The 25,119-nt window shown below is 62.3% G+C and carries 18 protein-coding genes; 11 read left to right on the top strand and 7 right to left on the bottom strand.

Annotated elements, in window-relative coordinates; genetic code table 11:
* The first annotated feature begins 106 nt into the window (after window positions 1-106).
* From MKI86_RS15375 to MKI86_RS15350, 6 genes are all read left to right on the top strand, one after another.
* Entirely contained in the window at window positions 107-1,558 is a 1,452-nt protein-coding gene (locus MKI86_RS15375; RefSeq protein ID WP_241602000.1) for a homospermidine synthase, read from the top strand.
* 176 nt (window positions 1,559-1,734) lie between these two features.
* A complete protein-coding gene (omp10, locus tag MKI86_RS15370) occupies window positions 1,735-2,106 on the top strand; it encodes an outer membrane lipoprotein Omp10 (RefSeq protein WP_241601996.1) in 372 nt (123 codons plus the stop codon).
* Between the two features lie 198 nt (window positions 2,107-2,304).
* Window positions 2,305-4,158 carry a 5'-nucleotidase C-terminal domain-containing protein gene (locus MKI86_RS15365; protein ID WP_241601993.1) on the top strand — a complete coding sequence of 618 codons (1,854 nt, stop codon included), beginning with the start codon at window positions 2,305-2,307 and terminating at the stop codon, window positions 4,156-4,158.
* 137 nt (window positions 4,159-4,295) lie between these two features.
* Window positions 4,296-5,327 (top strand): ferrochelatase, encoded by a 1,032-nt coding sequence (gene hemH, locus MKI86_RS15360; protein ID WP_241601990.1) that lies wholly within the window; start codon window positions 4,296-4,298, stop codon window positions 5,325-5,327.
* A gap of 94 nt (window positions 5,328-5,421) precedes the next feature.
* Window positions 5,422-6,456: an SPFH domain-containing protein gene (locus MKI86_RS15355; RefSeq protein ID WP_241601970.1), complete on the top strand. Its 1,035-nt coding sequence runs from the start codon at window positions 5,422-5,424 to the stop codon at window positions 6,454-6,456.
* A gap of 2 nt (window positions 6,457-6,458) precedes the next feature.
* On the top strand, window positions 6,459-6,917 hold the full coding sequence (locus MKI86_RS15350; RefSeq protein WP_241601967.1) for an NfeD family protein: 459 nt from the start codon (window positions 6,459-6,461) through the stop codon (window positions 6,915-6,917).
* Between the two features lie 3 nt (window positions 6,918-6,920).
* Here the strand turns inward: MKI86_RS15350 and MKI86_RS15345 are convergent, their stop codons facing one another.
* Entirely contained in the window at window positions 6,921-7,916 is a 996-nt protein-coding gene (locus tag MKI86_RS15345) for a KpsF/GutQ family sugar-phosphate isomerase (RefSeq protein WP_241601964.1), read from the bottom strand.
* 131 nt (window positions 7,917-8,047) lie between these two features.
* Here MKI86_RS15345 and MKI86_RS15340 point away from each other — a divergent pair, with 131 nt between their 5' ends.
* Window positions 8,048-9,568 carry an outer membrane beta-barrel protein gene (locus MKI86_RS15340; protein ID WP_241601961.1) on the top strand — a complete coding sequence of 507 codons (1,521 nt, stop codon included), beginning with the start codon at window positions 8,048-8,050 and terminating at the stop codon, window positions 9,566-9,568.
* Between the two features lie 3 nt (window positions 9,569-9,571).
* On the opposite strand, the gene galU is transcribed toward MKI86_RS15340, so the two are convergent.
* Window positions 9,572-10,459 carry a UTP--glucose-1-phosphate uridylyltransferase GalU gene (gene galU / locus MKI86_RS15335; RefSeq protein WP_241601958.1) on the bottom strand — a complete coding sequence of 296 codons (888 nt, stop codon included), beginning with the start codon at window positions 10,457-10,459 and terminating at the stop codon, window positions 9,572-9,574.
* A gap of 199 nt (window positions 10,460-10,658) precedes the next feature.
* On the opposite strand from galU, the gene MKI86_RS15330 reads away from it, so the two are divergent.
* Together MKI86_RS15330 and MKI86_RS15325 are read left to right on the top strand one after the other, a co-directional pair.
* A complete protein-coding gene (locus MKI86_RS15330) occupies window positions 10,659-11,879 on the top strand; it encodes a lytic murein transglycosylase (RefSeq protein ID WP_241601955.1) in 1,221 nt (406 codons plus the stop codon).
* Between the two features lie 122 nt (window positions 11,880-12,001).
* A complete protein-coding gene (locus MKI86_RS15325) occupies window positions 12,002-13,150 on the top strand; it encodes an SGNH/GDSL hydrolase family protein (RefSeq protein ID WP_241601952.1) in 1,149 nt (382 codons plus the stop codon).
* 99 nt (window positions 13,151-13,249) lie between these two features.
* On the opposite strand, the gene MKI86_RS15320 is transcribed toward MKI86_RS15325, so the two are convergent.
* Both MKI86_RS15320 and gltB read right to left on the bottom strand, forming a co-directional pair.
* Window positions 13,250-14,707, bottom strand: a complete 1,458-nt coding sequence (locus MKI86_RS15320) for a glutamate synthase subunit beta (protein ID WP_241601948.1) — start codon at window positions 14,705-14,707, stop codon at window positions 13,250-13,252.
* Window positions 14,708-14,843: 136 nt separating this feature from the next.
* On the bottom strand, window positions 14,844-19,568 hold the full coding sequence (gene gltB / locus MKI86_RS15315) for a glutamate synthase large subunit (RefSeq protein WP_241601945.1): 4,725 nt from the start codon (window positions 19,566-19,568) through the stop codon (window positions 14,844-14,846).
* Window positions 19,569-20,075: 507 nt separating this feature from the next.
* Between gltB and MKI86_RS15310 the strand changes: the two genes are divergently transcribed.
* Complete coding sequence (locus tag MKI86_RS15310) at window positions 20,076-21,122, top strand: threonine aldolase family protein (protein WP_241601942.1); 1,047 nt, start codon at window positions 20,076-20,078, stop codon at window positions 21,120-21,122.
* 55 nt (window positions 21,123-21,177) lie between these two features.
* On the opposite strand, the gene MKI86_RS15305 is transcribed toward MKI86_RS15310, so the two are convergent.
* Complete coding sequence (locus tag MKI86_RS15305) at window positions 21,178-21,639, bottom strand: Hsp20 family protein (protein WP_241601939.1); 462 nt, start codon at window positions 21,637-21,639, stop codon at window positions 21,178-21,180.
* Window positions 21,640-22,082: 443 nt separating this feature from the next.
* Here MKI86_RS15305 and MKI86_RS15300 point away from each other — a divergent pair, with 443 nt between their 5' ends.
* Window positions 22,083-23,045 (top strand): alpha/beta fold hydrolase, encoded by a 963-nt coding sequence (locus tag MKI86_RS15300; RefSeq protein WP_241601936.1) that lies wholly within the window; start codon window positions 22,083-22,085, stop codon window positions 23,043-23,045.
* A gap of 5 nt (window positions 23,046-23,050) precedes the next feature.
* On the opposite strand, the gene hisN is transcribed toward MKI86_RS15300, so the two are convergent.
* Window positions 23,051-23,824, bottom strand: a complete 774-nt coding sequence (gene hisN, locus MKI86_RS15295; protein WP_241601927.1) for a histidinol-phosphatase — start codon at window positions 23,822-23,824, stop codon at window positions 23,051-23,053.
* Window positions 23,825-24,075: 251 nt separating this feature from the next.
* Window positions 24,076-24,960: an N-formylglutamate amidohydrolase gene (locus MKI86_RS15290; RefSeq protein WP_241601924.1), complete on the bottom strand. Its 885-nt coding sequence runs from the start codon at window positions 24,958-24,960 to the stop codon at window positions 24,076-24,078.
* Window positions 24,961-25,119: the final 159 nt, after the last annotated feature.

Below are 25,119 nucleotides of genomic sequence, written 5' to 3'. Positions count from 1 at the left end.
ATCTTTATTGTGACAGAAAACTGTGCTCTAGCGCTGGCATATTATGCTATGGGGGCCTTCGAGGCCCTTTTTTCGAGCGCAAGCGGCCGCCCCGCAGGAGAACCAAATGGCAGACAGCACCTACCCGGTACATGGCGAAATTACCGGCCCGATCGTGATGATCGGTTTCGGCTCCATCGGTCGCGGCACGCTGCCGCTGATCGAGCGCCATTTTAAATATGACCGGAACCGGCTGATCGTCATCGAGCCGCGTGAAGATGCCGCCGATGCGGAAATCTACGCGCGTCACGACGTCCGTCACATCAAGGCGCATGTCACGAAAGACAATTACAAGACCCTTTTGAAGCCGCTGCTGACGGAAGGCGAAGGCCAAGGCTTCTGCGTCAACCTTTCGGTGGACACGGGCTCCGTCGACCTCATCAAGCTCTGCCGCAAGCTCGACGTGCTTTACATCGACACGGTCGTCGAGCCCTGGCTCGGCTTCTACTTCGACAAGGGCATGAAGAATGCCGACCGTACGAACTACGCGCTTCGCGAAACGCTGCGCAAGGAGAAGGACAAGAACCCCGGCGGCACGACGGCGATCTCCACCTGCGGCGCCAATCCGGGCATGGTTTCCTGGTTCGTCAAGCAGGCGCTCCTCAACCTCGCCAAGGACCTCGAAATCAAGTTCGAAGAGCCCTCGCAGCATGACCGCGAAGGCTGGGCCAAGCTGATGAAGAAGGTGGGTGTCAAGGGCGTGCACATCGCCGAGCGCGACACCCAGCGCACCAAGAACCCGAAGCCCTTCAACACGTTCTGGAACACCTGGTCGGTCGAAGGTTTCATTTCCGAAGGCCTTCAGCCTTCCGAACTCGGCTGGGGCACCCACGAGAAGTGGATGCCGAAGAATGCCAAGAAGCACAAGAAGGGCAGCAAGGCGGCGATCTATCTGGAGCAGCCGGGCGGCAATACCCGCGTGCGTACTTGGTGCCCGACCCCCGGCCCGCAATACGGCCTGCTGGTCACGCACAACGAATCCATCTCCATCGCGGATTATTTCACGGTGCGCGATAAGGACGGCGATGTCGCCTATCGCCCGACCTGCCACTATGCCTACCATCCCTGCAACGACGCCATCCTGTCGCTGTACGAGATGTTCGGCAACGGCGGCCAGCAGCAGCCTGTCCTGCACGTTCTCGACGAGAACGAGCTGGTCGATGGCGTCGATGAACTCGGCGTTCTCCTCTACGGTCACGACAAGAACGCCTATTGGTACGGCTCGCGCCTCTCGCTGGAGGAAACCCGTCGCATCGCTCCCTACCAGAACGCCACGGGCCTGCAGGTGACATCGGCCGTGCTGGCCGGCATGGTCTGGGCGGTCGAGAACCCGAAAGCCGGCATCGTCGAAGCCGACGAGATCGATTACAAGCGCTGCCTGGAAGTGCAGACGCCCTATCTCGGCCCGGTTGAAGGCCACTACACCGACTGGACCCCGCTTGATGGCCGCCCGGGCCTCTTCCCGGAAGACCTCGACACAAAGGACCCCTGGCAGTTCAAGAACATTCTCGTTCGCTGATCACGGCACCCGTCATCTGCTTGAAAGACGCCCGCGGCCTGCTGCGGGCGTCTTCGCTTTCAATGGGATAATGCCCATCCACCGGGCGGCATGTCTTGCTTTCAAAATCTCTTCGCGGCATGTTCGGGCAAAATGGACGGATGCTTCGCGCCGGCCACGACCTCGGGAGACTTCAGATGAAACCAATCGCTGTCCTGGGCCTGCTTGCGGCAGCAGCAGCACTCGCTTCCTGCCAAACGGAACGTGCACCGCGCGAAATGCCCATGGCCCAGCGCCCGGTTCCGACCGGCGTCGAAGGCGCATGGGTGGATCCGAACGGTATTGTTTCGACCTTTGCGGCCGGCACATTCACGACGCGCACAACCGATACCAACCAGCTCCTGGCATCCGGCACCTACATCAATACATCGCCGACGCTGGTCGAGATCAACATGACCTCGCTCGTGCGTAACACGCAGTCCAAGGTCAATTGTGCGCTGGTCAGCCAGCAGCAGCTGAACTGCACCACCTCCGCCGGTGCGCAGTTCTCGCTCGCACGCCGCGCCTGAAACGGCATTGCATGTCATGATCAAGGGGCCGAAAGGCCCCTTTTTCGTCGTGTGCCGAAGGCAGCACGCGTCCTGTTTTTTCTTGAAGTTGCCGCCGACCGATGAAAACATTCACCGGCTGGCTGTCATGTTCGCCGTCTATCTGGGATCGGCCAGCGTTCCGTGCCGACAGGCGCGGCAAACAAGGAGAAGAGGACCATGACGATTTTCCGATCCGGCCTTCTGGCCGCCTCCCTCATCGCACTTTCGAGCGGCTCGGCTTTCGCCGACTACGAGCTGAACATCCTGCACATCAACGATCTGCATTCGCGCATCGAAGCCATCAACAAGTACGATTCCACCTGCTCTGCCGAGGAAGAAGGCAAGAACGAATGCTTCGGCGGCATCGCCCGCGTGAAGACGGCCATCGATAACGCGCGCAAGGCGTTGACGGACGCGAAGGCCAACGTGCTGGTGCTGGATGCCGGTGACCAGTTCCAGGGCTCCCTCTTCTACACCACCTACAAGAGCCAGGCGGTCGCCGAGTTCATGAACGGCATCGGCTTCGATGCGATGGCAGTCGGCAACCACGAATTCGACGACGGCCCGGAGGAGCTTGCGAAGTTTCTCGACCAGGTGAAGTTCCCGGTCATCTCCGGCAATACGGTGGCCGGCGCCGAGACGCCCATCGCCAACCGGATAAAGGGCTATGTCGTCAAGGAGATCGGTGGAGAGAAAGTCGCCGTCGTCTCGGTGCTGGCAACAGATACGGGCGAGACGTCATCACCCGGCAAGGGCGTCGTCTTCGAGGACGAGATCACCTATCTCAAGAGCGTCATTCCGACGATCGAAGCCGAGGGCGTCAACAAGATCATCCTCCTGTCACATGTCGGCTACAAGCGTGACAAGGAGATTGCCGCCGCCGTTGAAGGCATCGATGTGATCGTCGGTGGCCACAGTCACACGCTGCTTTCCAGCACCGACGACAAGGCGGCCGGTCCCTATCCCACACTCGTGAAGAACCCGGCCGGCGTCGAGGTTCCCATCGCGCAGGCCTACGCCTATTCGAAATATCTCGGTGAACTGAAGGTCGTCTTCGACGATGCCGGCAAGGTGACGGCGACGAGCGGCGCGCCTCTCCTGCTTGACGCCGCCGTCACACCGCACACGGGCTTTGCCGCGCGCGTGAAGGAACTGGGCGCGCCGATCGAGGAACTGAAGAAGAAAGAGGTCGCAGAAACGACCGACACCATCGACGGTTCGCGCGAAACCTGCCGCGCGCAGGAATGCACCATGGGCAACCTGGTCGCCGATGCTATCCTCGACCGCGTGAAGGCCCAGGGCATATCCATCGCCATCCAGAACGGCGGCGGCCTGCGTGCATCGATCGACAAGGGCGTCGTGACCATGGGAGAGGTCTTGACCGTGCTGCCCTTCCAGAACTCGCTTGCGACGTTCCAGCTCAAGGGATCCGACGTGGTCCTGGCGCTGGAGAACGGTCTCAGCGAGATCGAGGACGGCGCGGGCCGCTTCCCGCAGGTTTCCGGTCTGAAATACACCTTCGACAGATCGAAGCCGGCCGGCAGCCGCGTCGTCTCCGTTGAGGTGAAGGAAGGCGAGACCTTCGCGCCGCTCGATCCGGCGAAGACCTACGGCGTCGTGTCCAACAACTATATGCGCGCTGGCGGCGACGGCTATTCGGTCTTCGCGACATCAGGGCAAAACGCCTATGATTTCGGCCCGAACCTCGAACTGGTCGTGGCCGATTATCTTGCCGCGCATCGCCCCTACAAGCCCTATACCGACGGACGCATCGCCGAGGTCACCGCAGCAACGACGCAACCAGTTGCGAATGAGGCGAAGACCGCCACCGACGAGGCGGCAACTTCGACGCCAGCCGGCACGGTCGCCGCCGGTGGCAAACACGTCATAGCGCGGGGCGATACGCTCTGGGACATCGCCAAGGCTGCCTATGGCGATGGCACATTGTGGCGCCGCATCGCGGAAGCCAATGGCAATCCGCGCCCGCGCGCCCTGCATATCGGGACGGAACTCTCCATTCCCGGGAAATAAGGACAATTTGTCTCCACATTTTCTGCCGGTCCGGTCTTTTCCGGGCCGGCAATTCTTTTTAGAACCATTCCGAACCGAACGGCCCATCGCCGCGTAGAAGAACAATGACCGAAACCCCGCACGCTTAGGACCGAACCATGCAGGACAGCGCCGCCAAGCCCACAAGTCATCCGCCCGTCAAGCACGGCAAGGTGGGCGTTCTGCTCGTCAATCTGGGCACGCCCGACGGCACCGACTACACGTCCATGCGCCGCTACCTGAAGGAGTTCCTGACGGACAAGCGCGTCATCGAGTGGCCGAAGATTGCCTGGTATCCGATCCTCTTCGGGATCGTGCTCAACACGCGCCCCGGCAAGGTTGGCAAGGCCTACGAGATGATCTGGAACAAGGACAAGAACGAGAGCTACCTGCGCACCTACACGCGCAGCCAGGCCGAACTGATGGCCGCCTCGCTCGCCGAACATTCCAACGTCATCGTCGACTGGGCCATGCGCTACGGCCAGCCCTCCATCGCGTCGCGCATGGAAGCGCTTCAGAAGCAGGGCTGCGAACGCATCCTCCTCTTCCCGCTCTATCCGCAATATGCGGCCGCGACGACGGCGACGGTCAACGACAAGGCCTTCGAGTTCCTGCTCAAGCAGCGCTGGCAGCCGGCGCTGCGCACCGTACCGCCCTATCACGACGACCCGGTCTATATCGACGCGCTCGCCGTCTCGATCGAAAAGCATCTTGCCACGCTCGACTGGGAGCCGGAGCGCGTACTGACCTCGTTCCACGGCATTCCGCAAAGCTACTTCGACAAGGGCGATCCCTATTACTGCCAGTGCCAGAAGACCGCGCGCCTGCTGCGCGAACGGCTCGGCTGGTCGAAGGAAAAGCTGGTAATTACCTTCCAGTCGCGCTTCGGGCCGGAAGAATGGCTGCAGCCCTACACGGACAAGACCGTCGAGAAACTGGCGCAGGAGGGCATCAAGCGGATCGCCGTGCTCAATCCGGGTTTCGTTTCCGATTGCCTCGAGACCCTGGAGGAGATCGCCGAACAGGCCGCTGAAAGCTTCCTGCACAATGGCGGCGAGAAGTTCGCGCATATTCCCTGTCTCAACGACAGTCCCGAAGGCATGAGCGTGCTGGAAACGGTCGTGCGCCGCGAGCTCTCCGGCTGGGTCTGAGCCCGGATAAATCTTCGCCCTGAGCAAATAGACTGGTATCGCGGCACGTATTGCTTACAGTGCGCCGCGATACATGGCTGTCAGGAGAAGAAGAATGGAATTTGCAGGATTGGATATTGTCGTCATCGCCCTCGTGGTGCTGGTGGTCCTCATCCTCTTCGCCGGGATCAAGACGATCCCGCAGGGTTACCAGTACACGGTGGAGCGTTTCGGCCGCTACACCCGCACCCTGCAGCCCGGCCTCAACCTCATCATCCCCTTCATCGACCGCATCGGCGCAAAGATGAACGTGATGGAGCAGGTGCTGGACATTCCGACCCAAGAGGTCATCACCCGTGACAACGCCAGCGTCTCGGCCGACGGCGTCGCATTCTACCAGATTCTCAATCCGGCCCAGGCGGCCTATCAGGTCGCCAACCTGGAAAACGCCATCCTCAACCTCACCATGACCAATATCCGCTCGGTCATGGGCTCGATGGATCTGGACGAGCTTTTGTCCAATCGCGACGTGATCAACGACAAGCTGCTGCGTGTCGTCGATGAAGCGGCCAACCCCTGGGGCATCAAGATCACCCGCGTCGAGATCAAGGACATCGCGCCGCCGAAGGACCTGGTCGATTCGATGGGCAGGCAGATGAAGGCCGAGCGGGAAAAGCGCGCACAGGTTCTGGAAGCAGAAGGCGCCCGCAATGCGCAGATCCTGCGCGCGGAAGGCGCCAAGCAATCCGCCATCCTCGAGGCCGAAGGCCAGCGCGAAGCCGCCTTCCGCGATGCAGAAGCGCGCGAGCGCCTCGCCGAAGCCGAAGCCAAGGCGACCAAGATGGTGTCTGAGGCGATCGCCGCCGGCGACGTGCAGGCGATCAACTACTTCGTCGCGCAGAAATACACCGAAGCCATGGCCGCGATCGGCAAGGCGCCCAACTCGAAGATCGTGCTGATGCCGATGGAAGCATCGTCGCTCATCGGCTCCCTCGGCGGTATCGGCGCCATTGCCAAGGAAGTGTTCGGCAACGGCAACGCCCCGGCCGGCGGCAACCCCCAGCGTGCGCGCCAGACGACGCCTGCCACAACCACGACCGCCGCCACCTCGCCCTTCCGCAACCCCTTCGACACGCCGCAGGGAAGCTGAACATGATCCAGCGCATCGTCACCGAGCTTGGCCCCTGGGCGTGGTGGGTGCTCGGGATCGTCCTGCTGATCCTCGAAGTGCTGCTGCCCGGCGTCTTCCTCGTCTGGATCGGCATCGCCGCCATCGTAACGGGCGCGCTTTCGCTTCTCCTGTGGGGGGAGGCCTTCTGGGTCTGGCAGGTGCAATGGCTGGCCTTCGCCGTGCTGTCGCTGGTCGCGGCCGTTCTCGGCCGGCGCATCGTCAGCCGCAACGGCTCCGCGAGCGACCAACCCTACCTGAACCAGCGGGGCCAGAGCCTCGTCGGCCGCACCGCGACTCTTGAGCACCCCCTCGCCGAAGGGCGCGGCCGGATCCGTCTGGACGATACGATGTGGAGCGTACAGGGGCCGGACCTGCCGATCGGCACGCGCGTGCGCGTCACCGCCAGCAACGGCCGTGACCTCACCGTCGAGCCGGCCTGAGCCTCAGGCGACGCCGATCCGCAGAAGGTCGTGAAAATGCACGATGCCGACGGGACGGAATGTCTCGTCGGTCACGATCAGGGCCGAGATATTGTGCTGGTTGAGAAGCGCCAGCGCCGATGTCGCGAGCGTGGCCGGCTTCACCGTCTTGGGGCTGCGCGTCATGACCTCGTCGACGACGAGTTCGGAGAGGTTGCGCGACAGGTTGCGGGCAATGTCACCATCGGTGACGATCCCCACGAGAAGGCCTTCGTCATTGACGACGCCAACGCAGCCGTAGCGCTTCTGCGCCAGCATCAGCACCGCATCCGGCATCGAGGTGCCGAGCGCCACCAGCGGGATGTTCTCGCCGCTGTGCATGATATCGCCCACATAGGAAAGGCTCGCGCCCAGCTTGCCGCCGGGGTGGAACGTCTTGAAATCCATGGCCGTAAAGCCGCGTGCCTCCAGAAGCGCCACCGCGATCGCGTCGCCCAGCGACAGCTGCATCAGCGTCGATGTGGTGGGCGCAAGCCCGTGCGGGCAGGCTTCCTGAACCTTGGGCAGCAGAAGCACCGTATCGGCCTCGCGTGCCAGCGCCGAGCGCTCACCTGACGTCATGGCGATCAACGGGATCGAGAAGCGGCGCGAATAGGAAACGATGCCTTGAAGTTCTGCCGTCTCGCCGCTCCAGGAGAGCGCCAGAATAACATCGTCGCGGCCGATCATGCCGAGGTCGCCGTGATTGGCTTCGACGGGGTGGACAAAGAAAGAGGGCGTGCCGGTGGAGGCCAGCGTCGCGGCGATCTTCACGCCGATATGGCCGGACTTGCCGATGCCGGTGACGATGACCCGTCCTGCGATGCTGCCGATCAGGCGCACGGCCTCGCAGAACGCATCGTGCAGGTCGCCCTGCAACGCGGTCGAAAGGGCAAGCAGCCCCGCCTTCTCCGTCTCGACGGTCCTCAGCGCAGAGGCAATGGCGCCCTCGCCGTCAACGTTTGCCTGTCTCTTGATCATGGGCGCCTCGTTAGCGTTTTTGTCCGAACCTGTCCATGCAGAACGTAGCCGCACCAATGCCGTCCTCGAAACCAAGCGTTAACCATGACGGTTTACGTTCGCTTAGGAATTCGAGAATCGCAGGGCCGATCATGGCAAAGGCACAGCTACAGGCACGCGGGATCCTATGGTCACGCCCGACACGGCGTCTGGCAGCGCTGCTGCTTGCCGGCACCATGCTTGCAGTCGTGCCTGCCATGGCCCAGCAAAAAACGGTCCCCGCTTCAAGCGCCTTCCCGGACCCACTGGCCTCGACCGAAGAGGGAACCGACACTGACGCGACCGCAACGGGCAGCACGTCCGGCACGCCCACGACCACGGGCGCGATAGAGGCGCGCGCCCCCATGTCTGACGAGGATGCGGCCCGACTGGTGGAGACGACGCCCGGCGAAAACGGCGCGTTCCTGCCGGCCGATCGCCGCGCCGAGCGACTGAATCAGCGCGAGGCCGATCTCGACAATGTGCGCAGCAATTTCGGCAATCCCTACGAGCCGACCGGTATCCGCCTTGGCACGTTCATTCTGAAGCCCTCGCTTTCGCAGGGTATCAACCACGAAAAGACAAAGACGGGTTCCGTCTCCACAAGCCGTTCCTTCTGGCAGACGGGCCTCAAGGGCTCGCTGACCTCCGATTGGTCGCGCCACCAGTTGACGATCGATGCTGAGGGTATTCATCAGCGCAACATCAGCGGCAGCGGCGAAACCGAGCCCAAGGTCAACGTCAATGCCGACCTGCGGCTCGACCTCAGCAACGACACGATCGCCAACCTGACCGCGGGCTACGCGTTCGAGCGCGAAAGCTCCAGCGATCCCAACGCGATCAATGGTGCGACGACCCAGTCCGGCGTGCACAAATTCGCCGCCGGCGCGAGCCTGAAGCGCGATTTCGGCCTTATCCGCGGCACGATCAGCGCGGATTTCGACCGCGAGGTCTACGGCGACGCAGCCCTTCAGGACGGCAGCAAGCTGGACCTCTCGGATCGCAACTTCTCGGCGGGAACGCTGACCGGCCGTGTCGGCTATGCGCTGTCGCCCGCCCTGATCCCCTATCTCGAAGCCTCCGTCGGACGGTCGTTCTATGATCAGAAGCGGGATTCGCTCGGCTACGAACGCTCCGCCCTCACCCTCGGCGGCCGCGCAGGCGTGGAAGTCGATCTCGGCGAAAAGCTGCGCGGCGATCTCGGCCTCGGCTACAAGCGCGCGTCGTTCGACGACAGTCGCCTTGCCGCACTCCAGGGCATCGCGCTGGACGGCGCCGTGTTCTGGTCGCCGCAACGTGGTACCGACCTGCGGCTTGGCCTGCGCACGGAGCTGGAGCCGTCGACCGCGCCCGGCCAGAGCGGCTATGTCGAATACACGACCGATGCGACCCTGACCCACGAACTGCGGGATAACCTCGTGGCACGGCTGACCGGCGCCTATACGTGGCGCGACTTCAAGTCTGCCACGGTCATCCCCAACCAGAGCGTCTACCTCGCCGGGGCAGGCCTGACGTGGAACGTCAATCGCTGGCTGGCGCTCACGGGCGACGTTTCCTACGAACTGACGCGCCAGGGCGGTACGGTCGATACCGGCATCACGCGTGCCGGTATCGGTCTCGTCTTGCGTCGCTGAGCTTTACTTCAGACCCGCGACCAGTTCCTTCAGAGGGCCTTCGACCGAAGGACGGATATCTGCGCGCGCAAGCGCAAAGGCGATATTGGCGAGGATGAAGCCATCCTTGGCACCACAGTCATAAGTCTCGCCGCGGAAATGATAGGCGGCGAACTTCTGATCGGTCGCGAGCTTCACCATAGCGTCGGTCAGCTGGATCTCGTTGCCCGCACCGCGCTCCTGCGTTGACAGGATCGGGAAGATTTCCGGCTGCAGGATGTAGCGGCCATTGATGAAGAAGTTGGACGGCGCGGTACCCTTCGGCGGCTTCTCGACCATCTCGGTGATGGCAAAGCCTTCGCCGATCTTTTCGCCGACGCCAACGATACCGTATTTGTGGGCCTGATCGGGCGCGCATTCCTCGACGGCGATGATGTTGGCGCCGCTATGTTCGAAAAGCTCGACCATGCCCTTCATGCAGCCCTTCTCGGCCTTCATGATCATGTCGGGCAAAAGCAATGCAAAGGGCTCGTTGCCGACCAGCTCGCGCGCGCACCACACTGCGTGGCCAAGGCCAAGCGGCTCCTGCTGGCGCGTGAAGCTCGTGGAACCCGCAACCGGCAGGATGCTTTCCAGCAGCGTCAGCTCCGCCGTTTTGTTGCGCTGGCGCAGCGTCTGCTCGAGCTCGACCTGGATATCGAAATAATCCTCGATGACGGCCTTGGAGCGACCCGTCACGAAAATGAGGTGCTCGATACCGGCGTCCAGCGCCTCATCCACCACGTATTGGATCACCGGCTTGTCCACCACGGTCAACATCTCCTTCGGAACGGCCTTAGTGGCCGGAAGGAAGCGGGTGCCGAGACCGGCCACCGGGAAGACTGCTTTGCGAACCTTGCGTGTCTGCGACATTTTTCACCTCGTTGAGCCAATTGCCCTCATGGCTAGCCATCACTGTGCCGGAATAGTGTCCAATTGCTATTTTTTTGCAAAGAGAGACGGGGCAAAAGTTTGATGGTAAAGAATTTGTTGACTTCGTTTTTATAAGTTTGCGTCCTCGCCGGTGGTTCCCGGCCACCGAACCGAAATTTGAAAACGGAAACGACAGCTGATGACACAGAATCTCAAAACCGTTCTGCGCCGATCCGCGCTCACCCTCCTCCTCTCGGCCGGCCTTTTTGCCCAGACCGCGGTTGCGCATGCGGACGCGCGCTTCCAGAAGTGGATCGCCGATTTCTATCAGACGGCGGCAGAGGCAGGCATCAGCAAATCGACCTACCAGCAGGCTTTCGCCGGCATCAAGACGCCCGACCCGGATGTGCTCCAGAAGGCCGCTTACCAGCCGGAATTCAAGCACCAGATCTGGGATTACCTCGATTCCCGCGTCAATCCCTACACCGTGCGCATCGGCCGTGAAATGGCGAAGAAGCACGCCCGCACGCTCGCGGCCGTCGAGCGCCATTTCGGCGTGGACCGCAATATCCTGCTCGCCATCTGGTCGATGGAATCGAACTACGGCGCGGTGCTGGCAAAGGACGACCGTCTGCACTACGTGCCGCGCGCGCTCGCCACACTCGCCTATGCCGACAAGAAGCGGGCGAAATATGCGCGCACGCAGCTGATCGCCGCCCTCAAGATCATCCAGCGCGGTGACATTGCCGCGCGCGACATGACTGGCTCCTGGGCCGGCGCGATGGGCCACACGCAGTTCATCCCGACGAGCTACATGCTCTATGCGGTGGACGCCGACGGTAATGGCCATCGTGACATCTGGAACTCCATTCCCGACGCACTCGCCACCGCAGCCAACCTGCTGGCCAAGAACGGCTGGCAATCGGGCAAGACCTGGGGCTACGAGATCGTGGTGCCATCGGGCGGCGGCAAATATTCCGGCCAGACCAAGACGCTCGCGCAATGGGCGAAGCTCGGCTTCACGCGTCCGGGCGGCAGCGGTTTCAAGAACGGTTCGGACCGTGCGGAGCTGAAGATGCCGGCCAATGGTGGGCCGGGCTTCCTGATGACCAAGAACTTCTTCGTCATCAAGCGCTACAATGCCTCGGATTCCTACGCGATGGGCGTCGGCATGCTCGCCGACCAGATCGCCGGCTACGGCGGTGTCAAGCAGCGCTGGCCGCGGCCGGACGGCACGCTCGACATCACCGAGAAGTTCGAACTCCAGACGCGCCTGAAGGAACTCGGCTATTACGACGGCGAGGTCGACGGCAATTTCGGTTCGGGCTCGAAAGCCGCCATCCAGGCCTTCCAGAACCGCATGGGCCTGCCCGCCGATGGCGAGCCGAGCCAGAAGCTCCTGCGCGCACTCCAGCGTTGAAAATAGCGGCAATCCGGCATGAGGGCGCTTCGGCGCCCTTTTTGCTTTCCCTCGCCCCTGGCATTTGCCATCATGCCGCCATCGACCATCCGCAGAATGCGTAGAAATCGCGGAGCCCTGCAATGAGCATGACGATCCGGATCATCCGCCTCGGGCTTGCCCTCGCCGTCTCCGCAAGCCTCGCAGCCCCCATGGCGACGCCGGCCGGCGCGCAGGAGCGAGTCGAGCGCAGATCGATCCTCGAATTTCTCTTCGGCAAAAAGAAGCCCAGGGAAGTCGCACCCGAACCCACCATTCGCAAACCCCGCGCGACCGTCAGGAAAAAACGCCCGGCAACGGCAGTGGCGAAGAGCCCCGAACCCGCACCGGTGGAAAAGCTGGCGGACGCGAAGGTTGTGCTCGTCGTAGGCGATTTCATTGCTGGCAGCCTCGGTGACGGCTTGATCGAGGCCTTCAAGACCACGCCCGGCATTATTGTCGATAAGCGCACGAACGGCTCTTCCGGCCTCGTGCGCGACGATTACTACGACTGGCCGGCCTCGCTGCCCGGCCTGATCGCGGAAACGAAGCCGGCGCTTGTCGTGATCAGCCTCGGCGCGAATGACCGGCAGCAGATGACGATTGCAGGCGAAAAGGAGAAGTTCCGCTCCGAAGCCTGGACGAAGGAATATGAAACCAGGGTCGAGCGTATTGCCGCAATCGCCCATGAGGGCAACAAGCCGATGCTCTGGATGGGCATGCCCGCCTTCCAGTCCTCGGCGCTCACCGCAGACATGACGACACTGAACGGTATCTACCGCGCCAGCGCCGAAAAGACCGGCGGAACCTTTGTCGATATCTGGGACGGCTTCGTCGACGAGGGCGGCAAGTTCGTGACGTCGGGCTCCGACATCAACGGCCAGCAAGTGCGCCTGCGCGGCTCCGACGGCATCAACTTTACGCCGGCCGGCAAGCGAAAGCTCGCCTTCTACGTGGAAAAGGAAATCCGCCGTATCCTCGGCGATGCGGCGGCCGACGGCCCGAGCCTGCAGAACGACCTGAAGGACCTGATCGTCGCCACTCCGCCGGTCGAGGATGCCGAAATCACCAAGACCCAGCCGATCAGCCTCTCCGACCCCTCGCTCGACGGCGGCACTGCCCTTCTGGGCGCCGCCGCCATCAAGGGCAATGGCAAGAGCCTGAGGGACAAGCTCGTCGAAAAGGGCGAAACCGCCGATGCCCCGCTCGGCCGCGTGGATGATTTTCGCCTCAACAAGAGCGCGACGCCCTGAGCCACGGAATGGTCGGGCCAAGACAGGTCACGGCCGTGCCAGGGTCACTGGATCACTCGGACGAGAGCGCGCCGTTTTTCGGCGCGCTCTCCCTGTGCCTTACCGCGGCAGCGTGGTCACACCCATCAAGGCCTCGTCGATCGCGCGCGCAGCCTGACGGCCTTCGCGGATCGCCCAGACAACGAGGGACTGGCCACGGCGCACGTCACCGGCCGTCCAGAGCTTGTCGACCGAAGTCTTGTAGTCGCGGTCATCGGCGATGACGTTCGACGAGCCGCGCTTGTCGGTGTTGATCGCAAGCTTGTCCCCGAGATCCTTCAGCACGCTGTCGGTTGCGGGACCGCGGAAACCGATGGCGATGAAGGCGAGATCGGCTTTGATGATAAACTCCGTACCGGCGATCGGCCTGCGGCGCTCATCCACCTGGCAGCACTTCACGCCCGTCAGCACACCGTCCTCGTCACCGACGAATTCGAGCGTTCCGACCTGGAACTCGCGCACCGCACCTTCGGCCTGCGAGGAGGAGGTACGCATCTTCGTCGCCCAGAACGGCCAGACAGCAAGCTTGTCTTCCTTCTCCGGCGGCTGCGGGCGGATGTCGAGCTGGGTCACCTTGACGGCCCCCTGGCGGAACGCCGTGCCCACGCAGTCCGATGCGGTGTCGCCGCCGCCGACGACGACGACATGCTTGCCGCCAGCCAGAATGGGCTCGGACGGCCAGCCGACGCTATCGATGTTTTCCCGGCCGACGCGGCGGTTTTGCTGCACGAGATAGGGCATGGCATCGTGCACGCCGGCGAACTCGACACCGGGGATACCTGCATCGCGCGGGGTCTCGGAGCCGCCGCAATAGAGCACGGCATCATGCTCGGCAAACATCTCGTCCATCGGCTTGTCGATGCCGACATTGACGCCGTAGTGGAACGTCACGCCCTCGCCGCGCATCTGGTCGACGCGGCGGTCGATGAAGTTCTTCTCCATCTTGAAGTCCGGGATACCGTATCGCAGCAGGCCGCCGGCCTTGGATTCGCGCTCGTAGAGATGGACCTCGTGTCCGGCGCGGGCGAGCTGCTGGGCAGCGGCCATACCAGCGGGGCCTGAGCCGATGACGGCGACCTTCTTGCCCGTCTTCACCGTCGCCGGCTGCGGCACGATATAGCCCATCTCATAGGCCTTGTCGGCAATCGCCTGCTCGACGGTCTTGATCGAGACCGGAGTATCCTCGAGGTTCAGCGTGCAGGCCTCCTCGCAGGGTGCGGGGCAGACGCGGCCGGTGAATTCCGGAAAGTTGTTGGTCGAATGCAGGTTGCGGATCGCCTCTTCCCAGTTGCCGTTATAAACGAGGTCGTTCCAGTCGGGGATCTGGTTGTGCACCGGACACCCGGTCGGACCGTGGCAATAGGGAATGCCGCAATCCATGCAGCGCGCAGCCTGCTTCTGCACCTCGGCATCCGACATCGGGATGGTGAATTCGCGGAAATGGCGGATGCGGTCGGAGGCCGGCTGATACTTCGCCACCTGCCGATCGATTTCCATGAAACCAGTTACCTTGCCCACTTCAGTAATCCTTGCTCAAAGACGGGCGCCGTTCCGGGGCCCGTGCCGGTCGCAGCCCCCGCTGCAAGACCGGCAAGATGAATTCGATCCTGATCGCTTGAAGCGATCGGTCAGTGAAGGTTGGTGAACCGCTGCCTCACTCGGCAGCGACCCCCATCCTCATGCGCTCCATCTCTTCGAGCGCGCGGCGGTACTCGACCGGCATCACCTTGCGGAATTTCGGACGATAATCGGCCCAATGGTCGAGGATCTCCTTGGCTCGCGGCGAACCTGTATAGTGCAGGTGGTTCGAGACGAGCTGATAAAGCCGTTCCTCGTCATGGCGCGTCATGTCGTCGGACACGTCGACCATGCCCTTGTGCATGAGGTCGCCGCCATGGTGGTGCAGCTTCTCCAGCATGTCGTCTTCTTCCGGCACCGGCTCGAGCTCGACCATCGCCATGTTGCAGCGACGGGCGAAATCGCCGGCTTCGTCAAGCACATAGGCGACACCGCCCGACATGCCGGCCGCGAAGTTGCGCCCCGTCTGGCCGATGACGACGACGACACCGCCCGTCATGTACTCGCAACCATGGTCACCCACGCCTTCGACGACGGCGACGGCACCGGAATTGCGCACGGCGAAACGCTCGCCGGCCACGCCGTTGAAGTAGCACTCGCCTGCAATCGCGCCGTACAGAACGGTATTACCGACGATGATCGATTCATGCGGCACCGCGCGGTTGTTTTCCGGCGGACGCACGACGATGCGGCCGCCCGACAGGCCCTTGCCGACATAGTCGTTGCCGGCGCCGACCAGATCGAAGGTAATGCCGCGGGCAAGGAACGCGCCAAAGGACTGGCCCGCCGTGCCGTGCAGCTTCACTGAGATCGTATCGTCCTTCAGACCCTTGAAGCCGTAACGCTTGGCCACTTCACCCGAAAGCATAGCACCGGCCGACCGATCGACGTTCTTGATGTCGACTTCGAAGGCAACGGGCGTCTTGGATCCAAGCGCCGGCTTCGCCTGCTCAATGAGCTTGCGGTCAAGGATGTCGTGGATCGGGTGATTCTGCCGCTCGGTCCAGTAGGTCGCCTCCTTCGGCGCATCCACCTTGTGGAAGATGCGAGAGAAGTCGAGACCATTGGCCTTCCAGTGCGAAATCATCTTCTCCTTCTCGAGCAGTTCCGAGGCGCCGATGATCTCGTTCAGCGAGCGAACGCCGAGCGAGGCCAGGATTTCACGCACCTCTTCGGCCACGAAGAAGAAGTAGTTGATGACGTGTTCGGGCGTACCCTTGAAACGCTTGCGCAGAACCGGGTCCTGCGTGGCGACCCCTACCGGACAGGTGTTGAGGTGGCACTTGCGCATCATGATGCAGCCGGCCGCAATGAGCGGCGCGGTGGCAAAACCGAACTCGTCGGCGCCCAGCAGCGCGCCGATGACGACGTCACGGCCGGTCTTCAAGCCACCATCGACCTGCAAGGCAATGCGCGAACGCAGCTTGTTGAGCACCAGTGTCTGGTGGGTCTCCGCAAGGCCGATTTCCCAGGGGGAGCCGGCATGCTTCAGCGAGGTGAGCGGCGAAGCGCCCGTGCCGCCGTCGAAGCCCGCGACCGTGATATGGTCCGCGCGCGCCTTGGCGACCCCGGCGGCAACCGTGCCGACGCCGACTTCCGAAACGAGCTTCACCGAGATATCCGCCTTGGGATTGACGTTCTTCAGGTCGTAGATGAGCTGCGCCAGATCCTCGATCGAGTAGATATCATGGTGCGGCGGCGGCGAGATGAGGCCGACGCCCGGTGTCGAGTGACGGGTCTTGGCAACCGTCGCATCCACCTTGTGGCCGGGAAGCTGTCCGCCTTCGCCGGGCTTAGCACCCTGCGCCACCTTGATCTGCAGCATGTCGGCATTGACGAGATACTCCGTCGTCACACCGAAGCGACCCGACGCGATCTGCTTGATCGCCGAACGCTCGGGATTGGACGAACCATCAGGCAGCGGCAGGTAGCGATCGCTCTCCTCGCCGCCTTCGCCGGTGTTCGACTTGCCGCCGATCCGGTTCATGGCGACGGCGAGCGTGGTATGTGCCTCGCGGGAAATAGAGCCGAAGGACATGGCGCCCGTCGAGAAGCGCTTGACGATATCAGCTGCGGATTCGACCTCATCGATGGAGATGGGCTTGCGACCCGCCGCTTCCGCGCCCTTGATGGAAAACAGGCCGCGGATCGTGTTCATGCGCAGCGACGAGGCATTCACCAGTTCGGCGAATTCCTTGTAGCGGTCGGCGGCATTGCCGCGCACCGCGTGCTGCAGGGAGGCGATGACGTCGGGCGTCCAGGCGTGTTCCTCACCGCGCATGCGATAGGCGTATTCGCCGCCAATATCGAGCGTGTTGGCAAGCAGCGGATCGCGCCCGAAGGCCGCCTTGTGACGGTTGAAGGTCTCCCGGGCGATCTGTTCCAGGCCGACGCCCTCAATGGTGGTCGCCGTGCCGAAGAAGAACTTGTCGACCAGTTCGGACGACAGCCCGATGGCGTCGAAGATCTGCGCGCCGCAATAGGACTGGTAGGTCGAAATGCCCATCTTGGACATGACCTTGAGAATGCCCTTACCGATCGCCTTGATGTAACGGTAGACGACTTCCTCGGCATCGACTTCCTTCGGAAACTCGCCCCGCTTGTGCATGTCGGTGAGCGTGTCGAATGCGAGATACGGGTTGATCGCTTCCGCGCCGTAGCCGGCGAGCAGGCAGAAATGGTGCACTTCTCGCGGCTCACCGGTCTCCACGACGAGACCGACCGATGTGCGCAGACCCTTGCGGATCAGGTGATGGTGCACGGCGGCCGTTGCGAGCAGTGCCGGGATCGCCACGCGGTCCGGCCCGATCTGGCGGTCGGAAAGCACGATGATGTTGTAGCCGCTGTTGACCGCCTGCTCGGCGCGCTCGCACAGCCGCTCCAGCATTTCCGGCATGCCGTCGGCACCGCGCGCCACGTCATAGGTGAAATCCAGCGTCTTGGTGTCGAAGAGATCCTCGACATGGCCGATGGAGCGGATCTTTTCGAGGTCTCCATTGGTAAGGATCGGCTGACGCACTTCCATGCGCTTGGCCTTGGCCGCGCCGCCATGATCGAGAATGTTCGGACGCGGACCGATGAAGGAAACGAGGCTCATGACCAATTCCTCGCGGATCGGGTCGATGGGCGGGTTCGTCACCTGCGCGAAGTTCTGCTTGAAATAGGTGTAGAGCAGCTTGGTCTTGTCGGACATGGCCGAGATCGGCGTGTCCGTACCCATGGAACCGATCGCTTCCTGCCCCGTCGTCGCCATGGGCGACATCAAGAGCTTGGTGTCTTCCTGGGTGTAGCCGAAGGCCTGCTGGCGGTCGCGCAGCGAGACGTCGCGGCGCAGCGCCCGCGGCTCGACCGGACCGAGGTCTTCCAGAATGATCTGGGTATTATCCAGCCAGTCGCGGTAGGGGTGCTTGGCGGCGAGCGACGACTTCACCTCCTCGTCGGAGATGATACGGCCCTCTTCCATGTCGATAAGCAGCATCTTGCCGGGCTGGAGGCGCCACTTCTTGATGATGTTCTCTTCCTTGACCGGAAGCGTGCCGGCTTCCGACGCCAGGATGACGCGGTCGTCATCGGTCACGATATAGCGGGCCGGACGCAGGCCGTTGCGGTCAAGCGTCGCGCCGATCTGCTTGCCATCCGTGAAGGCGACGGCAGCGGGGCCGTCCCACGGCTCCATCAGGGCGGCGTGATACTCGTAGAACGCCTTGCGCTCGGGGCTCATCAGCTGGTTGCCGGCCCAAGCCTCGGGGATCAGCATCATAACGGCATGGGCCATGGAGTAGCCGCCGCGCACCAGGAATTCGAGCGCGTTGTCGAAACAGGCGGTGTCCGACTGGCCCTCATACGAGATCGGCCAGAGCTTGGTGATGTCTTCACCGAAGAGCGGCGAGGAGACCGAGGCCTGGCGGGCCGCCATCCAGTTGACGTTGCCGCGCAGCGTGTTGATTTCGCCGTTATGAGCGACCATGCGATAGGGGTGCGCGAGCTTCCACGACGGGAAGGTGTTGGTCGAGAAGCGCTGGTGCACGAGGGCGACGGCGGACTCGAAGCGCGGATCGGCAAGATCCTTGTAATAAGCCCCGACCTGATAGGCCAGGAACATACCCTTGTAGACGATGGTCGTCGCGGAAAGCGAGACCGGATAGAAGTTGCTCTCCTCACCTTCATATTCGTCATAGATGCGGTTGGAGATCACCTTGCGCAGCGTGAAGAGACGGCGCTCGAACTCGTCGCTCGTCGCGGCTTCACGACCGGCGCCGATGAAGACCTGAACGTGGCGCGGTTCGGTGGCTGCGATCTCCGGCGCCTTGGAGAGAGAGGAATTGTCGACCGGCACATCACGGAAGCCGAGCAGAACCTGCCCCTCCTCCGCGACGACATCTCCGATGACCTTCTTGAAATAATCGACCAGCTTCTCGTCCTGCGGCATGAAGATGTGGCCGACGGCGTATTCGCCTGCCTTCGGCAGCGTAACGCCCTGCTTGGCCATCTCCTCGCGGAAGAAGCGGTCCGGAATCTGTACGAGAATGCCCGCACCGTCGCCCATCAACGGGTCGGCGCCGACGGCACCGCGATGCGTCAGGTTCTCGAGCATGAACAGCCCGTCCTGCACGATCTGGTGCGACTTCTTGCCTTTCAGATGCGCGACGAAACCGACGCCACAAGCATCGTGCTCATTGCGCGGATCATAGAGTCCTTGTTTTTTTGGCAGGCCCAGGGCGGAAGCGCGCGTTTTGGCGCCCGTCGCAGTCGTCGTCTGCGCCCGGGTCTGCCGATAATCATGTGCTTGGGTCTTCACCATGTCTCTCTCCTGTGGCCCGCATTTCGCAGGCTTTTGCTTCCACCCACATGGCCGCGGCCTGCGTTGCAGCAAGCCTCGGCCATGACTGTCTGTTCCTGAGCGTGACGCGGTCAACCAAGACGACCGATCAGCTAGCGATCATCGGACCGTCCTGGGCGGCGGGGCGTTCTGGAGAGCGGCTCTCCTGGCCCGTCGCCTCTGCCCCGGCCTCGTGGGAGGGGCGTCGCTCGGTCTCTTGACCGAAATAGGACAGCAACCCTGTCCTATTTCATGTGCTCTATGCCAGAAACGCCCTTGGCCTGCAAGGCCATCATGCCAAATAAACACGACCTTATGAAGAAAAATTGCCGCCTTCCACGAAAGCCCGAAATTAAATTACGGGACGGCGCCACATTGTTTCCGTTCCTTTCATTTTCGACGACCGCACCATGCCGGATCAATGCGGCGATTGATCGCCTTGGTTTCTGCATTATGGTCTGCGCAGCCTTGAACCGTACAGAGATTCCTATGTTTTTCGCTTCCGACAACTGGGCCGGCGCCCATCCAGACATTGCGCAAAGCCTTGTGGAGGCCACTGGCGGCTTCGCCCCGGCCTACGGCACCAGCACCCTCGACAAGCGTGTGGAAAAAACCTTCTCGGAAATTTTCGAGCGCGATGTCGCCGTTTTCCTCGTCGGCACGGGCACGGCAGCCAATTCGCTTGCGCTCGCAAGCGTCAACCGGCCCGGTGGTCAGGTTTTTTGCCATCGCGAGGCCCACATAAATGTCGATGAATGCAACGCCCCTGAATTCTTTGCGACCGGCGCCAAGCTCGTGCCCGTCGATGGACCGGCGGGCAAGATCACGCCCGATGCGCTCACCGCGGCCATCGGCCGCTTTCCGCCGGATTTCGTGCATGGCGGCCAGCCGATGGCGGTCAGCATAACACAGGCGACCGAAGCCGGCACGGCCTATACGCTGGACGAGATCGCCGCCCTTTCCGATGTCGTGAAGAACGCCGGAATGCCACTTCATATGGACGGTGCACGCTTTGCCAATGCGCTCGTGCATCTGGGGACGAGCCCCGCGGAGATGACCTGGAAACGCGGCGTCGACATTCTCTCCTTCGGCGGCACGAAGAACGGCTGCTGGTGTGCGGAGGCTCTGGTCCTCTTCGACACATCGAAAGCCCAGCAGATGCATTTCCTGCGCAAGCGCTCCGCCCAGCTCTTTTCCAAGTCGCGCTTCATCGCCGCGCAATTCGAAGCCTATTTCCGCGATGACCTGTGGCTTACTCTCGCCCGCCATTCCAACGGTATGGCGAACCGCCTCGCGAACGGCTTTACAACCTCCGACAAGGCCCGCCTCGCCTGGCCAACCGGATCGAACGAACTCTTCGCCATCATCCGCAACGATGTCTTGAAAACGCTGCGGGAAAAAGGTGCGGCCTTCTATGACTGGCCCGCCGGACCGGCCGTGAAAGCGACCATGCGCGACGACGAGACCTTGGTGCGCCTGGTGACAAGCTTCGCAACCCGCGAGGCCGACGTCGACGCCTTCCTTTCGGCTCTCTGAAACGAAAAAGGCGGCGCCTTGCGGCACCGCCCTCCTCACTCCGATAAAGCCGGGCTTAGTTGCTCTGGGCTTCGATTTGCTTGGTTTCGCGGTTGACGGCCGCAATCTCGATCCGGCGCGGCTTGGCGGCTTCCGGAATCTCGCGAAGAAGATCGATGTGGAGAAGGCCGTTCTTCAGCGAAGCGGCGCGCACTTCCACATGATCGGCGAGCTGGAAGCGGCGCTCGAAAGCGCGCTTGGCAATGCCGCGGTAGAGATACTGGCTTTCATCAGCCGTTTCGTCTTTCTTTTCGCCCTTGACGGTCAGCGCATGTTCGCGCGCTTCGATCGAAAGCTCGCTTTCATCGAAGCCGGCAACGGCCATGGTGATGCGGTAGGTGTCTTCGCCGGTACGCTCGATATTGTAGGGCGGATAGGTCTGAGCCTGATCAGGCTGACCAAGGCTATCGAGCATGGTGAAAAGACGGTCGAAACCGACGGTGGAACGGTAGAGGGGGGAGAAATCGACGTGACGCATGGTGTCCTCCTTCAGAGCAACGGTTGCGATCTTTCTGAAGGCTGCCCCTGATTTCCGAAGGGTCAGCCCGGTTCATCCGGTCTGCGCCCCATTCTGGCGACGAAGACCTCGACGAGCCCTTTCGGCGCCCGTGTCAATGAGATGGGAACGTCTTTCGGCCCGTTCAAGGGGTTGCCGCGGCCGGAAGACGGCTACGCGATTTTTCCGGCATGAACGGCGGATGAACGTGCGCTTCGGATATCGTTCAGCTTGGCCTTGCTAGAAACGCGACATCGGAAGCGAAAGCTTTCGAAGACCGGGGTGCAACGTCCCTTCCGCCCTGGTTAAACTGCGCCGGCTGCATGTGTGCCACCCCCGTTGCCACATGCATCCGGCTTTTTTCTTTGACGGCCAGAGACCAAGCGCCTATCCATCCACTAGCAACCTCGAGACCGCCTGCCCCGATGGATCCGATCCTCCACGCCAGCACCGACAACCCCGTTCCCGAGAACCATTTTGCCGGTTTTCTCGAAGGCAGCGGCGGCGTGAAGATCCGTTACGCCGTCTTCCGCTCGAACACGCGGGAAGCGAAAGGCACCGTCGTTCTTTTGCAGGGCCGCAGCGAGTGCATCGAGAAATACTTCGAGACGATCAACGACCTCACCGCCCGCGGCCTGTGGGTGGCGACGTTCGACTGGCGTGGCCAAGGCGGCTCGGACCGCCTGATCGCAGGCAACCGGGCCGGGCATGTCGCACGCTTCTCAGATTATGAGGCCGACCTCTCGCTGTTTCTTGAAAAGATCGTGCTGCCGGACGCCCGCCTGCCCTTCTTCATCGTCGCCCATTCGACAGGCGCGCTTGTCGCGCTGTCGCAGGCGCCGAGCCTGGAAAACCGCATCGAACGCATGGTGCTGGCCTCGCCCTTCATCGCGCTTGACGGGCAGACCATGAGCCAGCGCAAGATTTCCATCATCGCGCGGCTCGCCTCCTGGTCCGGGCTCGGCAAGCGCACCTTTCGCAAGGGCGATCCACGTCTCGATTTTCCACGCAATATCGTGACATCGGACGAACGCCGCTTCCGGCGCAACCTCGCCATCGTTACGGAACATCCGGAACTATCGATCAGCTGGCCAACGGCACGCTGGCTCAACCAGGCGCTCGCGGCGATGGCGAAGGTGACGCGGCAGGATCACCTGACGCGCATCCGCATTCCCACGCTTCTGCTCTGTGCGACCTCCGATGCCCTTGTGCCACGCGCCGCGGTCGGAAATCTTGCCCGCATCTTCCGCGCCGGCCGTCTGATCGAAATTGACGGCGCGCGGCATGAGCTGTTTCAGGAAGCAGACCGCTATCGCGCCCAGGTGCTGGCCGCCATCGAAGCATTCATTCCGGGCAGCGACGCCGAGGATACCAGCCTCGGAGCCTGAGCCGTTCAGCCCTGGAGCAGCGCGATTGCCTCGTCATAGACCGCGCGGCTTCCGGCCGCGATGATCTCCCCGCCGCGCTCCGCCGGCCCGCCATCCCATGCCGTGATGATGCCGCCCGCCTGCTCGATGACGGGAATTAGGCCGCCCACATCGTAGGGCTTCAGCCCGGATTCCACGACAAGATCGACATGACCGGCCGCCAGCAGCGCATAGGCGTAGCAATCGACGCCATAGCGGAAAAGGCGAACCTTGTCCTGAACGGCCTCGAAACGGTCCCGTCCGCCGCCGGTGAATAGATGCGGCGAGGTCGTGAACATGATCGCATCGGCAAGGCTGGGGCACGACCGGGTGGCCAGGGTCTTGCTGCCATCCGGGCCGGCATAATGCGCGGCCTTGCCATCAGCGAAATAGCGTTCGCCGGTAAAAGGCTGGTCGACCATTCCCATGACCGCATCGCCGTTGCGATAGAGGCCAATCAGAGTGCCCCAGACCGGCACGCCGGAAATGAAGGCGCGGGTGCCGTCGATAGGATCGATCACCCAGACATATTCACGGTCGAGACCGACGGAGCCGTGTTCCTCGCCGAGAATGCCGTGTTCGGGAAAATGCTGCTCGATCAGCGCGCGGATTGCGGTTTCGGCGGCGCGATCGCCTTCCGTCACCGGATCGAAGCCGCCGGCCTCCTTGTTGACAACGTCCGCGCCGACACGGAAGCGCGGAAGAGTTTCCTTCTTGGCCGCTTCGGCAAGAAGGTCGAAAAAAGCACGATCAGGCAGCATGGAATTCTCTCAAGCGAAGGAAACTGTCCTTCCCATAAAACATTGGCAGGAAAAACGAAACTGGAGAGAGTCACCGCCGTCGCGTCATCTGTTCCAGGGCGATGAATACTTCGCAGCCGCACTTGACATTTGTGCAGCGCAGCATTAGGGTTTTCTGGCAGTCACTTGTGGCTGTAATACCCTCCTTGGGTGTTTCCTCCCTAGACTTGAACCGCGCCACAAGCGCGGTTTTTTTTGGAAGGAAACGGGGCCTATTCGGCAGCGAGCGACCGGTCGGCCGCATATTCCTCGACGTAATCCGAAAAGTCCTGAAGGAAAGCAGAGATCGCCGTCTGCAGCACCGCGAAGTCGGGCTTCTTCTCCAGTGTCGTCTCGTCGATATAGAGCCCGCGGTTCACCTCGATCTGCAACGCATGCAACCCCTTGGCGGGCCGGCCGTAATGCTCCGTGATGAAACCACCCGCATAAGGCTTGTTGCGCACGACGGAAAATCCCATGTCGTCCAGCAGGCGCATGGCGACGCGCGACAGGTCCCCGGATGCGCTGGTGCCGTACCGGTCGCCAATGATGAAGTCCGGGCGCAGACCCGAACCGGAAACGCGGATATTTCCAGGCATGGAATGGCAATCGATCAGGACGGCGAAGCCGAAGGCAACGTGCGTGCGCACCACGAGGCGGCGCAGGCAGGCATGATAGGGTTTGTAGACCGTTTCCACCCGCTCGAGCGCTTCTTCCACCGGCAAACGGCCGTTGTAGATTTCCATGTTCTCCGCAACGACCCGTGGCACCGTGCCAAGCCCGCCCGCAACGCGGATCGAGCTGATATTGGCATAAGACGGCAGCGGCCCGTCGAACATGCGCGGATCGAGTTCATAGGGCTCGCGGTTCACGTCGAGCCAGGCGCGCGGAAAGTGCGCAACAAGCATGGGCGCGCCCAGCGCGGGGGCTAAGGAGAAGAGCTGGTCGACATAATGGTCTTCCGAGCGGCGGATGCCGAGGGCATCGAGACGCGAGCGGGCGAGGAAGTCCTGTGGATAACGTCGCCCGCTATGCGGCGAGTTGAAGACAAGGGGCACGCTCTGCGAAACCGGCTCCAGCACTTCGAAGTGGCTGATTTCGCTGAAAGCCTCCGCCATTGCCGTCCTTTACCATGCCTGAAAGTCATTGCGTCGCCCATGTTGCCAGCGGGCCCAGGCCGTGTCCATACTCGATGGCATATGGATGGGGCTTGTCCTGCCCCATTCACCGGATATTTACCGGAATACGATCTTGTAGCAACAGCGCCCCTCCGCGGG

This window comes from Shinella sedimenti (genome assembly GCF_022601905.1).
Classification (GTDB): domain Bacteria; phylum Pseudomonadota; class Alphaproteobacteria; order Rhizobiales; family Rhizobiaceae; genus Shinella; species Shinella sedimenti.
The sequence above is the reverse complement of the archived record's forward strand: the minus strand, read 5'-3'. Positions and strand labels throughout refer to the sequence as shown.

What these genes read in the sequence shown, in the direction of transcription:
- MKI86_RS15365 (WP_241601993.1), top strand. Translation starts at nt 2,305, where the DNA reads ATGACGATTTTCCGATCCGGCCTTCTGGCCGCCTCCCTCATCGCACTT.
- MKI86_RS15325 (WP_241601952.1), top strand. Translation starts at nt 12,002, where the DNA reads ATGAGCATGACGATCCGGATCATCCGCCTCGGGCTTGCCCTCGCCGTC.
- MKI86_RS15345 (WP_241601964.1), bottom strand. Translation starts at nt 7,916, where the DNA reads ATGATCAAGAGACAGGCAAACGTTGACGGCGAGGGCGCCATTGCCTCT.
- MKI86_RS15355 (WP_241601970.1), top strand. Translation starts at nt 5,422, where the DNA reads ATGGAATTTGCAGGATTGGATATTGTCGTCATCGCCCTCGTGGTGCTG.
- omp10 (WP_241601996.1), top strand. Translation starts at nt 1,735, where the DNA reads ATGAAACCAATCGCTGTCCTGGGCCTGCTTGCGGCAGCAGCAGCACTC.
- MKI86_RS15310 (WP_241601942.1), top strand. Translation starts at nt 20,076, where the DNA reads ATGTTTTTCGCTTCCGACAACTGGGCCGGCGCCCATCCAGACATTGCG.
- hemH (WP_241601990.1), top strand. Translation starts at nt 4,296, where the DNA reads ATGCAGGACAGCGCCGCCAAGCCCACAAGTCATCCGCCCGTCAAGCAC.
- gltB (WP_241601945.1), bottom strand. Translation starts at nt 19,568, where the DNA reads ATGGTGAAGACCCAAGCACATGATTATCGGCAGACCCGGGCGCAGACG.
- MKI86_RS15290 (WP_241601924.1), bottom strand. Translation starts at nt 24,960, where the DNA reads ATGGCGGAGGCTTTCAGCGAAATCAGCCACTTCGAAGTGCTGGAGCCG.
- MKI86_RS15330 (WP_241601955.1), top strand. Translation starts at nt 10,659, where the DNA reads ATGACACAGAATCTCAAAACCGTTCTGCGCCGATCCGCGCTCACCCTC.
- MKI86_RS15340 (WP_241601961.1), top strand. Translation starts at nt 8,048, where the DNA reads ATGGCAAAGGCACAGCTACAGGCACGCGGGATCCTATGGTCACGCCCG.
- galU (WP_241601958.1), bottom strand. Translation starts at nt 10,459, where the DNA reads ATGTCGCAGACACGCAAGGTTCGCAAAGCAGTCTTCCCGGTGGCCGGT.
- MKI86_RS15305 (WP_241601939.1), bottom strand. Translation starts at nt 21,639, where the DNA reads ATGCGTCACGTCGATTTCTCCCCCCTCTACCGTTCCACCGTCGGTTTC.
- MKI86_RS15300 (WP_241601936.1), top strand. Translation starts at nt 22,083, where the DNA reads ATGGATCCGATCCTCCACGCCAGCACCGACAACCCCGTTCCCGAGAAC.
- MKI86_RS15350 (WP_241601967.1), top strand. Translation starts at nt 6,459, where the DNA reads ATGATCCAGCGCATCGTCACCGAGCTTGGCCCCTGGGCGTGGTGGGTG.
- MKI86_RS15375 (WP_241602000.1), top strand. Translation starts at nt 107, where the DNA reads ATGGCAGACAGCACCTACCCGGTACATGGCGAAATTACCGGCCCGATC.
- hisN (WP_241601927.1), bottom strand. Translation starts at nt 23,824, where the DNA reads ATGCTGCCTGATCGTGCTTTTTTCGACCTTCTTGCCGAAGCGGCCAAG.